This window comes from Mucilaginibacter kameinonensis, from assembly GCF_003675385.1.
Lineage (GTDB): Bacteria > Bacteroidota > Bacteroidia > Sphingobacteriales > Sphingobacteriaceae > Mucilaginibacter > Mucilaginibacter kameinonensis.
In genome coordinates this window covers 312,635-326,338 of the sequence record NZ_RCWZ01000004.1, presented here as the reverse complement: position 1 = coordinate 326,338, position 13,704 = coordinate 312,635, and the positions used below count along the sequence as shown (strand labels likewise).

At 43.4% G+C, this 13,704-nt stretch carries 8 protein-coding genes and 1 riboswitch; all 8 genes read left to right on the top strand.

Going from position 1 to position 13,704, the window contains the following annotated elements; all coding sequences use genetic code 11:
- Window positions 1–480: 480 nt before the first annotated feature.
- Window positions 481–3,564, top strand: a complete 3,084-nt coding sequence (locus tag EAH55_RS19730; protein ID WP_208644893.1) for a SusC/RagA family TonB-linked outer membrane protein — start codon at window positions 481–483, stop codon at window positions 3,562–3,564.
- Window positions 3,565–3,588: 24 nt separating this feature from the next.
- The gene (locus EAH55_RS19725) at window positions 3,589–5,136 is read left to right on the top strand and encodes a RagB/SusD family nutrient uptake outer membrane protein (RefSeq protein ID WP_121811166.1); all 1,548 of its coding nucleotides are present in this window, start codon (window positions 3,589–3,591) and stop codon (window positions 5,134–5,136) included.
- A 137-nt stretch (window positions 5,137–5,273) separates the two neighbouring features.
- Entirely contained in the window at window positions 5,274–6,089 is an 816-nt protein-coding gene (locus tag EAH55_RS19720) for a helix-turn-helix domain-containing protein (RefSeq protein ID WP_121811165.1), read from the top strand.
- 71 nt (window positions 6,090–6,160) lie between these two features.
- A complete protein-coding gene (locus tag EAH55_RS19715) occupies window positions 6,161–6,541 on the top strand; it encodes a YybH family protein (protein ID WP_121811164.1) in 381 nt (126 codons plus the stop codon).
- Window positions 6,542–6,744: 203 nt separating this feature from the next.
- Window positions 6,745–7,521, top strand: coding sequence for an isocitrate lyase/PEP mutase family protein (locus tag EAH55_RS19710; protein ID WP_121811163.1), 777 nt, complete (start codon window positions 6,745–6,747; stop codon window positions 7,519–7,521).
- 339 nt (window positions 7,522–7,860) lie between these two features.
- Window positions 7,861–7,974, top strand: a riboswitch (SAM riboswitch).
- 111 nt (window positions 7,975–8,085) lie between these two features.
- Entirely contained in the window at window positions 8,086–8,652 is a 567-nt protein-coding gene (locus EAH55_RS19705; protein WP_121811162.1) for a TlpA family protein disulfide reductase, read from the top strand.
- A gap of 370 nt (window positions 8,653–9,022) precedes the next feature.
- A complete protein-coding gene (locus tag EAH55_RS19700; protein WP_121811161.1) occupies window positions 9,023–12,205 on the top strand; it encodes a SusC/RagA family TonB-linked outer membrane protein in 3,183 nt (1,060 codons plus the stop codon).
- A gap of 6 nt (window positions 12,206–12,211) precedes the next feature.
- Window positions 12,212–13,648, top strand: coding sequence for a SusD/RagB family nutrient-binding outer membrane lipoprotein (locus EAH55_RS19695; protein WP_121811160.1), 1,437 nt, complete (start codon window positions 12,212–12,214; stop codon window positions 13,646–13,648).
- Window positions 13,649–13,704 lie beyond the last annotated feature (56 nt).

Sequence of the window (13,704 nt, the reverse complement as noted above, 5' to 3'; positions counted from 1 at the left end):
AGCGCCTATTTTTTGTACTTTTTGATATATCGCTTTTACTTTTCGGCCTGCCAAAAAACACAAGTAAAAAATATCAAAAAGTACAAATTAAAGTGCGGAATGTGTATTTCGATTTTTGATCTATGAAATACTTTTGATGTTACAATTATAAGCCAACCAGCCAGATACGAATTTTGATAACTATTCTGTAAATGGTTGCTATCATCTTTAACCACCCTGCTCTATGAAAGTAAACATTATTGACCGGGTACAGACTATTACAGACAGCCGAATTTTCGATTGTTTGGTAAAACGTTTTATACCCAAAGTCTGCAGCCAATCGCAAAGCCCTTAGCGGCCTGCCGATTATTCGTTTTCTTAATTCAAAAGTCCTGAAGCATTAAATAACAATTGCCTAAGGCGGAAAAAAAAGCTAATTCAAACTGGCCTGGCTGTGCTATGCCTTATTCTATCCATCATTAACCAATTCATGTAAATTTTATGAAAAGAAAAATTCTACTTTTTGACCCCTGGAAGCACATGCTGGCAGTCATCATCGGGCTGCTGATGTACCTTCCTTTTAATGCCGGTGCGCAGGTAGCAGTAACCGGTACTGTAAAAGATTCCCTTAGCTCCGAGCCGGTAGTGGGCGTTTCTGTTATGTTAAAAGGCACTTCAACCGGTGCGCAAACCGATGTTAACGGTAAATTCAGGATCAACGCGCCGGTTGGCGGCGTATTGATATTTAGGTATATCGGCTATAAAGAGCAGCAATTAACGGTTCCGGCTGGTGCTGTTTTAGATGTACGCTTGGCATCCATTTCGCAGGGACTAAAGGAAGTTGTTGTAGTGAGCTACGGTACCCAAGCCCGGCGCGAAATTACCGGCGCTGTTAGCTCAATCAACACAAAAGAGGTAAAGGATATGCCGGTAGCCAATATCGGGCAGAAACTACAGGGTAAACTCGCCGGTGTACAGATTAACCAAAACTCCGGAACGCCGGGTGCTGAAATGACCTTCAGGATCAGGGGGGCGGCATCTATCAATGCCGGTAACAACCCGCTTATCGTTATCGATGGTTTCCCGTCGCAAAGCGGCTTGCAAACTTTAAGCCCTGATGAGATCGAATCTATCTCTGTATTGAAGGATGCTTCCGCTTCATCACTATACGGCTCACGCGCTGCTAACGGCGTTGTTTTGGTAACAACCAAGCAGGGTAAAGCCGGTATTAAAACGCTTGATTTCAGCGCTTACACTGGTGTACAATCTGTACCTGATCGCGGTAAACCCGATTTGATGAACGCGCAGGAATTTGCTCAATTCAAAAAGGAGTTTTACGAGGATAAAGCCCGCTATGAAGGTTATACCGGCGGCGTGCCATCTGTATATCAAAACCCTGAACAATATGCAGGAAACGCGGGCACCAACTGGTTTGATGTGTTGCTGCGCAATGCGGTATCGCAAAATTATAACCTCGCTTTCAGTTCGGGTACCAAAGATTTGAAAACCGCGGTAAACTTAAACTATAACAAGCAGGAGGGGGTAATGCTCAACTCCTATGATGAGCGCTTTACGGCAAGATCAAACAATATCTACAATGCATCGGACAGGCTTACGCTTGGCGTCAATCTGGAGTTATCTTATGGTAACAACCAGGTGGTGCCTGGGTTAGATAACGGTCGTAATATCATTGAAAATGCCTTTTTAATGGATCCAACGGTTAAATATAAAAATGCCGACGGCAGCTACCCAGTATCATTTTCGCAACCGGGCATGTTCCCAAATCCTAACTATTATTTGGTGTTAACGCAAATCACCAATAAAACAAAGGCTGCAAGGGTACTGGCTAATGGTTTTGCTGAAGTTAAATTGATAGATGGCCTTAAATTCAAAACTACCATCAACGTTAATACCGATAATACGGTTAACCGCCAGTTTACACCTTCAACAGCGCAGGGCGGTTTAGGCAGCGCGCCACCACAACCTGCGAGCGGTAGTTACAATACCAGCAATTTTTTAACCTGGCTTAGCGAAAATACCTTAAACTACCAGAAGGCATTTAACAAACATCATATTGATTTCCTGGCGGGTTACAGTTACCAAAAATACTCTACCGAGAATAGCTCTATTGCTGCCAGCCAGTTTCCGGATGATAACATTCAATGGATAAACGCTGCTACTACCCGTATCGGCAACGCGGATGCCAGCCAGTCGGCATTAATTTCCCTTTTTGGTCGATTGAACTATAACTTCGACAGTAAATACCTGATCTCGTTAAACTTCAGGCGTGACGGTTCATCGCGCTTTGGGGCTAACACCAAATACGGTAATTTTCCTTCGGGCTCAGTTGGCTGGGTTGCTTCGGAAGAGGATTTCTTAAAGAAAGTTAAACCTATCAGCTTCCTGAAATTCAGGGTGAGCGCCGGTAAAACGGGTAACTACAACATTGGCGATTACAGCTACTTAGCTAATGTAAACAGCAATAACTATGTTTTTGGCAACAGTGTAACGCCCGGCAAGGCGCTGAACGGTATCGGGAACAACAATCTCACCTGGGAAACTACCGTTAGTTATGATGCCGGTTTGGACCTGGAGCTTTTTAATAGCCGCATTGCCTTTACTTATGACTATTACTGGAAAAAGACTGACGGCTTGTTGTATGGCATCGATATCCCGGTACAATCGGGTTTCTCAACCATTACATCCAATATCGGCAGGTTTGATTTCTGGGGACATGAGTTTACCATTAACTCAAAAAACCTGGTTGGCGATTTTAAATGGAATACAGGCTTCAATATCTCGTTCGACAGGAATTTGGTGAAGAAGTTAGGAACTAACGATGCGCCGATTGGCGGCTACGGTGAATATTGGGACGATAACCGGACTGCCGTTGGCCACCCGATAGGCTTGTTTTACGGCTATATCAACACTGGCGTGTACATGACACAGCAGGAGTTTGATACCCAACCGCACGATGCCACTGCTATGGTTGGTACTGCCCGTTTTAAAGATGTAAGTGGTCCGGATGGTAAGCCCGACGGGAAAATTGACAGCTACGACCGTACTTTTATCGGCAACCCGAACCCTACATTTACATATGGTATCACCAACAGCTTTAGTTATAAAAACGTTGATCTTAGTATTGTTATGGCCGGTTCGGTTGGTAACGATATCGCGGACGATGCTTTCCAATCTACCGAAAACCTCGACGGTGTATTTAACGTGCGTAAAGGTGTGGCAAACCGTTGGAGATCGCCGGAAGATCCTGGTGATGGTATCTATCCCCGTACAAGAACCGGCACTACCGAAGACTTCCGTAATTTCACCAGCCGTCAGGTATTTAAAGCTACTTACCTTGCTGTAAAAAATATCACCTTAGGCTATACCGTCCCGGTTAAAAAGCTCAAGTATTTTAGAAACCTGCGCGCTTATGTGAGTGCGCAAAATGCTTTCATTTTCACCAAATATCCGGGTATGAACCCCGAAGCCGGGCTTGCAGGCTTGAACGGCCTGAACCAGGGACGTGATTTCACAGGATACCCTATTCCACGTATCCTTTCTGTGGGTTTAAACGCGGGTTTTTAATTGCAAACATTAATAAGACACACAATGAAAAAGATAACCTATATATTACTAACAGCAGTGGTTTGCATGGCGTCCTGCAAAAAGGGAACGCTTGACCTTGTTCCGCAAACCGCGCTTAGTTCGGCTTCATTTTTTAAAAATGCCGACCAGTTTAACCAGGCACTTACCGGTGCATATACAAACCTTAGGGGCGTGGCCTTTATGGGTATTTATATGGACGAAATGCGTTCAGACAATACCTTCTTCACTTTCTATTCTGCCGATAGGGGCACATCGACCAGTGCCGAAGCTTATGCCGAGTTTATAGATAACTCTACCTCAAGCCAGGCGCCAAACTCGCCGGGTAACCGATACGGAAATGACTATGAAGGAATAGCTAAGTTAAACACGATTTTGACCAGGCTTGATAAATCATCTCTTGCACAAACTGATAAAGACCAGATAGGAGGGGAAGCCCTGTTTTTACGCGCCTTTTATTACTATGACCTGGTTCAGCATTTTGGCGGAGTTCCGCTGCAGGTAGAAGAAGTAACTGATGTGAACGGAGCCTTTTTGCCACGTAATTCGGTAGATGAGGTTTATACCCAGATCATAGCCGACCTGAACAAAGCCATACCGCTTTTACCGGTTGTTAAAACATTTCCGCAATCGGGCAGGGCTACTCAGGGCGCGGCTAAAATGTTACTGGGGTATGCGTACATGTCAAAACCAAGCCCTGATTATGCCAAGGCCGAAGCCGCGTTACTGGATATCACCAAAATGAGTTACTCGCTTTTGCCTAACTATGCCAATGTTTTCGATCCTACCAACAAGAACAATTCCGAATCAATTTTTGAAGTACAGTACAAAGCAGGGAATGATGGGCAGCAAAGCGATTTTATCTGGCGCTTTATTCCTAAAACTACCAACACCGAAGCAATTCTTGGTCTACATGGTACTAATGCCCGTGGGAGTCTTGCCAGCGGCGGATGGAATGTGCCAACACAGGAAATGGTTGACTCTTACGAGAAAGGTGACCTGAGGCTACCTGTCTCAATAGCCGTGGCCGAAGGCACGGTAAATAACGAGGTGTTGACCACAACCGCCGTTAAAAGTCCTGTTGATTATAAACCAACTGCTGGTCTTGGTTATTACTATTTCATCAAAAAGTACCTGCACCCGCCATACCAGGTTGAATACAATACTGATGATAACTGGCCTATATACCGTTACTCGGGCGCATTATTGCTTTTGGCAGAGTGTTTAGTTGCCGAGAATAAAAATAGTGAGGCTTTACCATATTTAAACCAGGTAAGGTTAAGGGCCGGTTTACCTGCCCTTGCACAGGCCACCAAGCTTAATGTTTCTAACGAAATGCGCCACGAGCTGGCATTTGAAAATCACCGGTGGACAGACCTGATCCGAAATGGTCAGGCTATTGATGCTATCACAGCCAAGGGTGTGCGTTTGAAAGCATTGTACGGATTTTTATTGCCATCTACTTTCCTGATTGATCAGAACAGGTTGATTTACGCTATTCCTTTCCGGGAGATCCAGATCAACAGCAAACTGACTCAAAATCCGGGTTATTAATTTATCCCCATCTAAATGTTATCATAAATCAGCCGTACGATCATTATTGGTCGTGCGGCTTTTTTTATGACTTTAAGGTTAAGAATGTTCCGTTTTTTACAATTCAGATCATTGGCTTGGACCTTATATTTGTGATAATGGTTTTTAAAGAGATTCTTCCGGGCCAAAGGCTGCAGCCGTACATCAAATGCTTCTACTTTTACGAATCTGATTCGGACAGGAGCTATGATGATATCGTGTTTCCGAGCGGCACCATGGAGGTGATCTTTAACTTGGGTGCCGGAAACTGGAAATCAAAAAAAGAGGATACATTTTACACCACGCCACCTGTTGAACTTTGGGGACAGATCACCAAGCCGTTGGCCATACAATCAGTAGGGCGAAATATCATGCTGGGCTTCCGTTTCTACCCACATTCGGCCGCTTATTTTTTTGAAGAAAGCGTATCCGAATTCAATAATGAAATTGTAGATGCCAGGCATGTATTCGGCCCTAAATTGCAAACGCTTTATTCAAGGTTATTAGAGACTCCCGATCTGAACGCGAAGGTGGCCATGATTGAGGATTACCTTTGGATCCGTTTATCTGTAACTGAAAAGAAGCACTCGAAGATCAAATTCATAGGTGACATCATAGGCAATCTTAAAAAGAGCTACAGCGATGATAATATCCTGTCTATTTCCAACCGGCATAATATTTCTTCACGGCATTTAAATACCCTTTTTTCGCAGTATACTGGCATACCTCCCAAATTATTTTATAAAATAAACCGCTTTCAACATAGCCTTAACCTCGTAAACGCTGCCGAAGAAAAGCTGACTAACGTAGCTTACAGCGCCGGCTATTTTGACCAGGCCCATTTTATAAAGGAGTTTAAGCTTTTTACAGGACTTACACCCAATGCCTTTGCTGCTCAGGCATCGCCAATAAACCAGGTATTGGCAGGTAGTTAATACACTTCCGTTTTATACAATTTTGGTCTGTTAAAGCCGCATAGTTTTGCTGACAATAAAAACACAACACAATGAAAACAGCAAAAACACCACAGGATGTACACGCGGTATTAGCCGCAGCTTTCAACACCAAAAATTTAGATGTAATTATGAATGTGTACGATGCTAACGGCATCATTTTCCCTGAACCCGGAAAAGAAGTATCAGGGCAGTCCCAGTTTGTAGAAGCAGTAAAAAGCATTTGCGCTGTTCCGGGAGTAATGGAAATTAAAACCGTTTACTGTCTACAATCGGGCGATGTAGCCGTAGGCCGATCGGAGTGGAGTATTACAGACAAAGGTAAAACCCAGGTTGCAGCAAAAGGCATCGAACTTATGAAGCAACAACCCGATGGCAGCTGGAAAATTATCATCGATCACGCTTTCGGAGCCGAAGCTAACCTTGTAGCCTGATTAATTCAGCCTGATTGAAACAACAATGGCCGGGTTTACCCGGTCATTGTTGTTTCACCTTTCACCTTTCACCTTTCACCTTTCACCTTTCACCTTTCACCTTTCACCTTTCACCTTTCACCTTTCACCTCATTTTGTTCCGTTTTATACAATTTTCAGAAAAGCAAGCGGGCTAATTTTGAGCATCAATAAAAAATAAGGAAATGAAAAACAGATTTAAAGAATTTTTAGCCCTGCATCATAATACAGAACTTTTGCAAATTGGTAACGTATGGAATGTGCAAAGCGCGCAGGTTTATGATAAACTGAATTTTAAAGCCATAGGCACGTCAAGCGCGGCCGTTGCAGCTACATTAGGTTTTGCCGATGGCGAAGAAATGAGTTTTGACGATTATCTTTTTGTGATCAAATGGATAGCTACATCGGCAACAGCCATATTATCGGTTGATCTTGAAGCTGGCTATGGTAACACGCCCGAGGAAATTAGTGATAATATCATCCGCTTGCATAGTCTTGGTGTGGCAGGTATTAACATCGAAGATTCGATAGTAATCAACGGTCAGCGCAGCATTGTTGATGCGAATGAATTTGCCGCAAAACTTAAACAGGTTACCAGGTTGCTGGCCAAAGCAGGCGTGGAGGTGTTTATAAACTTACGTTCAGATTCATTTTTGCTTGGTTTGCCCAACGCGCTTGAAGATGCCCTTACACGTACTAAACTTTACCAGGATACAGGCGTACATGGTTTGTTTTTTCCTTGCATTACGCAAATAGTTGATATTGAAAAAATAACAGCCTTATCCAGCCTTCCGGTAAGTGTAATGTGTATGCCTAATCTACCTGATTTTAAAGCGCTGCAGAGTGCCGGAGTAAAACGGATCAGTTCAGGTAATTTTTTGAATAGCATTATTTACCAGGAGCTGGAAAACAAAGTTGAAAAGATAATTTCCGAAAACAGTTTCGCGAGCCTGTTTAATTGAGGCATCCAGATTCCAATCATACGTTGTAAGGAGTTAACAAACTTTTTGCAAAGCTTAGGGTTATTGTGGATGTAGATTTAATCTACAAATAAGTTTAGGTTAAAAGTCCCGGCGGCGAGCGTTAGGGACTTTTTATTTATAAAGAATTGATCAATCAATATAAAAAATGCGTTTCCATAAAATGGAGGCGCTTTTTGCTTTAAAGATGGTATTATCGAAGCATATTGGCGCTGCAATTTTTACCCGGTTTAATTCATTTTATTGCAATAATTATATAAAGTCTATGGTTTTAGTGGAATATGTATATATTTGCACCATCAAATCGGTTCTTTGAGAATTTTATTATCAAGAAAGACTGAGGGAAAGGCCCTGTGATGTCTTAGCAACCTGTAAGCCCACTGTTATAAAGGTGCTAATTCCTGTCTGCCCAAATAGGGGTGGAAAAGATAATGTAATAAGCTATTGCCTTGTATTTTCAGGCTATAAGTACAATTCTTTTTCTCCCTTCACTTTTCTTGCTAAAAAATATTACTGAGTTGATATCACAATTTAAAGTGTTTAGCAATGAAGATTAAACTTTTACTTATTACCTGCCTGCTTTCCATAACAGCGCTATTTGCCTCAGCGCAAACAAACGCGGCTGCTGATCCGAACACAGATCGTGGTTACATCGTGAAAACAGGCGATATCGCTCCTGCAGATTTTGAGCTTGTGCTTACCGATGGCACTAAAACATCATTAAAGCAATTACGTGGTAAAGTAGTTATCCTGCAATTTACTGCAAGCTGGTGCAGCGTGTGTCGTGAGGAAATGCCTCATCTTGAAAAAGAGATCTGGCAGGCTTATAAAGATAAAGGCCTGGTTTTAATAGGTGTTGACCGCGATGAACCGCTTGAAAAGGTGAAAGGTTTTCACCAGGTCATGAACATTAGCTACCCGCTGGCCCTTGATCCCGGTGCAGATATCTTCGGACGGTTCGCCAACAAAAAAAGTGGCGTCACGCGTAATGTAGTTATCGACCGCGATGGGAAAATTGTTTACCTCACCCGCTTGTACGATAAACAGGAATTTGCATCCATGCTAAAAGCTGTCGACGCTTTGGTGAACAACAAAACAGCATCTATCAACTAAATGAATGACGGCCACCCTGCTGGCTATCGATAAAGAAAGAATCTATCCGTACTTATTAATACCCGTTTTTATGAAAACAAAGACTACCCCCTTACACAAAAACACCTTCGTTCCGGTAAGCCAATCGGCCTGCAAATCCATCTATCCATATATGCAAAGCATGCGTTGTTGCTGCTAATTCTTTACAGCATGCATGGTATTTAAATACGGACTTGCTGCAGCTTGCCGTAGCTTAATAATACCATCCCCTAATCAATTCTTTACTGTTATAACAGGTTATGAGTTGGGCAATTTATGCCTGCTAACGCGATAGCCATGCTTTTTGTACCGGTAAAGACATCAAAAAATTAATTCTCAATTATTAATTATCATGTTAAAAATTTACAAGCTATTTCTGGCAATTTTGTTGCCTTTCATTCTCGTCCAGACGGTTGCGGGGCAATCCGTTAAAATAAGCGGTGTGGTAACCGCCAAGTCCGACGGGCTGCCGCTGCCTGGTGTAAGCATATCAGTTAAAGGCACTACAACGGGCGCACAAACCAATGTTGACGGTAAGTTTACCATTAACGCCAAAGTAAACGATGTACTGCGGGTTAGCTACATAGGCTTTACCAGCCAGGACGTTACGGTTACACAAAATTCATCAACCTTAAATATAGTTTTGGTTGAAGCGCCAAACTCGCTTAATGAGGTAGTTATAACGGCCCTCAATATCTCAAAAGATAAAAAATCATTGGGTTATGCAGTGCAGGGTTTAAAATCGAAAGATATCTCCGAGGCTAAGGAAACCAACTTTGTAAATGCGCTGGCGGGTAAAATTGCCGGTGTGCAGGTTACCAATAGCCAGGGCGATATGGGTTCGTCGCGTATTGTTATCCGTGGAGAAACTTCTATCTCGGGTAATAACCAGCCCTTATTTGTGGTTGACGGTGTTATAGTTGACAACAGCCAGTTTTTAGGAAATAACGGCTCAAGGGATTTTGCCAATGCTATTTCAGATCTTAACTCTGAAGATATCGAATCGGTAAGCGTGCTGAAAGGCCCTAACGCGGCGGCGCTTTACGGTTCACGCGCGGCAGCAGGCGTTATCCTCATCAGGACTAAGACCGGTAAGGGCGCAAAAGGCTTAGGTGTTACCATAAACTCGAACACCAGTTTTTCAAACGTGCAGATCCTGCCTGATTATCAGAACCAATACGGGCAGGGTTCAAATGGCAAATTCAGCTATGTAGATGGTAAGGGCGGCGGCGTTAACGATGGTGTTGACGAAAGCTGGGGCCCTGCATTAGATGGCTCGCTGATTCCGCAGTTTTACTCAAATGGGCAGGCTGTGCCTTTTGTTGCCCATCCTGATAACGTAAAAGACTTTTTTAAAACCGGTGTTACATTGAATAATGGCATCGCGATAGCAAGCAGCAGCGATAAAAGTGATTTCAGGTTATCATATAACAACCTGCACCAAACCGGTATTGTACCTAATACTTCACAAGGCCGCAATTCTTTCGCTTTAAACTCAAGCTATCGGATCAATAATAAATTAACAGTAAATACTATTGTTGATTATAGCAAAGATGATGCAGACAACCTTCCGGGTGCTTACGGAAAACGTGCAACCAGTACAATGCTGCAGTTTACGTGGTTTGGTCGGCAGGTTGATATCAACAGGCTTAAAAATTATAAAGATGCTAATGGTAATACCTTTAACTGGAACAACAGTTACTATAGCAACCCATACTGGCTGGCTTATGAAAACACGGTTGGCCAACACAAAAACCACCTGATAGGCAGTATCGAATTGAATTATAAGATCATTGACGGCCTGTCTGCAAACTTCCGTACCGGAACAGATTATTATAACGACCGCCGCAAGATCAAAGTAGCTTACGGTACCAACGGAACGCCGTTTGGATCATACGAGGAAGATGCTTACAGCGTGAACGAAAATAATACCGAAGCCAGGTTACAATACACTAAAAAGCTGAATAATGATTTCACGCTTGATGTGTTTGGCGGTGGCAACATTGCTGTAAGAACAACCGAGAATAATGATCAGTTGGCTCCGAAACTTGCAGTTGCAGGCCTGTACACACTAAGCAATTCCCGTGATCCATTGGTTTCGACAAACTATTATGGTAAGCTTAAAACCTATAGCTATTTTGGTTCGGCCCAGGTTGGTTTCAGGAATTATGCATTCTTAAACTTTACTGCCCGTAACGATTGGTCTTCATCTTTACCTTCAGATGCATTGTCTTACTTCTATCCATCAGTAAACGGAAGTTTGGTGTTGTCAGAAGCCCTGGATATTAAAAGCGATGTGTTGACTTATGCCAAACTAAGAGGTGGCTGGTCTAAAGTGGGTAAGGCTACTGATCCTTATCAGTTGCTTAATGTTTTCACTTCTTCAACGCTTTTCGGATCAAACCCGCAGCAAAGCTCACCAACTATCGATCTGAATGATCACCTTAAGCCTGAAACCACTACATCGGCAGAGGCCGGTTTTGAATTAGGCTTTTTCCATGATCGTGTACATTTAGATGTAAGTGGATATAACACCAACAGTACTAACCAGATCCTTACTGTACAGGTAAGTTCATCAACGGGTTATAGCCAAAAAGTAATAAACGGTGGCCGCATCAACAACAAAGGAGTTGAGGTTCAATTGGGTATTACGCCAATTAAATCAAAAGCCTTTACATGGGATATAACCACCAATTACTCGCTAAACCGCAGTAAGGTAGCTTCACTTGACGCTGACGGCCGCCTGCAAAGCGTAGTTTTGGGTACAGATCGTACAGTACAGGTTTTAGCTGCCCTTGGTCAGCCTTATGGCTCACTCTATGGCACTGCTTACACACGTGATGCTTCCGGCAATATCGTAATTGATGCCAATGGCACACCTGTATTTAACACTACCAAACGCTATTTAGGTAAGTTTACCCCTAATTGGTTAGGAAGCATCAATAACAGCTTTACCTACAAAGGCATTAACCTGAGCTTTTTGGTTGACGCGCGTTTCGGCGGATCAATTTATTCAAACACAAACCGTACAGGTACTTATACCGGCGTATTGGCTTCAACTTTGCCGGGCCGCGGCGCTGCTAATGGTGGCTTAAGCTACTACTATCCGGGTAATAACACTTCGGCAGCGGCGGTACAGGTTACCGGTGCAGCCCCGGCGGGTGTTACTGTATATAATGATGGTATGATATTTAAAGGCGTAAAAGCCGATGGTTCGCCAAATACCACTATCATCCCTGCACAATCCTACTATAAAGGCTTTACCAATATTGATGAAGCATTTGTTTACGATGCCTCGTATATCAAGCTTCGCGAAGTGAAACTGGGCTATTCTTTACCAGCTAAATGGGTAAATAAAATTGGTTTCCAGGGTGCTACATTTTCGGTAGTAGGCCGTAACCTTTGGATCATCCATAAAAACGCGCCGAATATCGATCCGGAAACTGCCTTTAACGCAGGCAACGGCCAGGGATTGGAAGATCTTACCCTGCCTACTGTGCGTAACATCGGTTTTAACGTAAACCTTAAATTCTAAAACATCATGAATCTTAAATATATCAGCATATTATCCGCCGCGGTTTTATTATCGGTAACATCGTGCAAAAAGGATCTGTTAAAGATCAACCAAAACCCCAACGGTTCGCAAACAGCACAGCCCGATTACCTGTTGACCGCCGCTACCAAAGCAACGGCCGATACCTATTGGGGCGTAGCCAATAACATGGATGCCAGCTTGCTTTTTGTGCAGTACTGGTCTAAAATTCAATACACTGATCCCGACAGGTATATTTATGCCAGCAGCGCGTTTGAAGAACTCTGGAGTACAGGTTATGCTAAAAGTATTGTAAACCTTAACCAGATCATCAAACTTGCCGATGCCCAGGGTAATACCAACTATAAAGGTGTTGCCTTGATATTACGCTCGTGGACATTTAGTTTATTAACCGAGGCTTACGGCAATATTCCCTATAAACAGGCAGCCAATATCGATCAGTATCTTACCCCTGCTTACGATGCTCAAAAAGATGTTTATTTTGCTTTGTTGGACGACCTGAAAGCTGCTCAGGCTGCACTTGATCCTTCAGGCAAAGCCATAGCAGGCGATGTGATCTACAGCAATAATATTGCATCATGGAAAAAGTTCGCCAACTCTTTAAGGCTTCGTATTGCTTTACGCATTGCCGATAGGGAACCTGCCAAAGCTAAACAGGTACTGGATGATATCAAAGCAGAAGGAGGCTCGTATATCAGCTCAAATGCTGAAACCGCGCAGCTGGTTTACCTTGATTCGCCAAACCAAAACCCGGTGAGCAACCTGTTTGATACCCGCGACGATTACCGTATCAGCAAAACTATAGTTGACAAGCTGTTTGCACTCAAAGATCCGCGCTTACCTATTTATGCTGCTCCAACGCAGGATGCTACACCACAAACCTATGTTGGTTTGCCAAATGGTTTATTAGTGGGCGATGCCAGCAACTATGGTTTTACCAAAACTTCAAAACCGGGCACTTACTTCCGTGCGCCGCACGCTCCGGCTGTAATATTAAGCTATGCCGAAAGCTTATTTGACAGGGCAGAGGCTGCTGCCCGTGGTTTTACTACTGAGGATGCTACTTCTTTATATAATCAGGCAGTTACCGCGGCGCTGGCGCAATACGGCATCGCTTCTGCGGATATTGCCACTTATGTAGCACAGGCTGCCGTTAAATATGATGCATCTAACTACAAAAAATCAATTGGCGAGCAAAAATGGATAGCCTTGTTTGGCCAGGGCCTGGAAGGCTGGACCGAATGGCGCAGGCTTGATTACCCGCAATTGCAACCGGCAGTAGCGGGCACACTGAATGGTAAAATACCGGTAAGGTTTATCTATCCGGGAACCGAGCAATCACTGAACAAAACCAGTTATCAGTCGGCAGTTGCTGCGCAAGGGGCAGATGCGCTTACCACCAAGCTTTGGTTTGATGTGAACTAAGCAAAACATAGTTTTACTAAATAAACTGAAAAACGGGTTTCCTTAACGGGAAATCC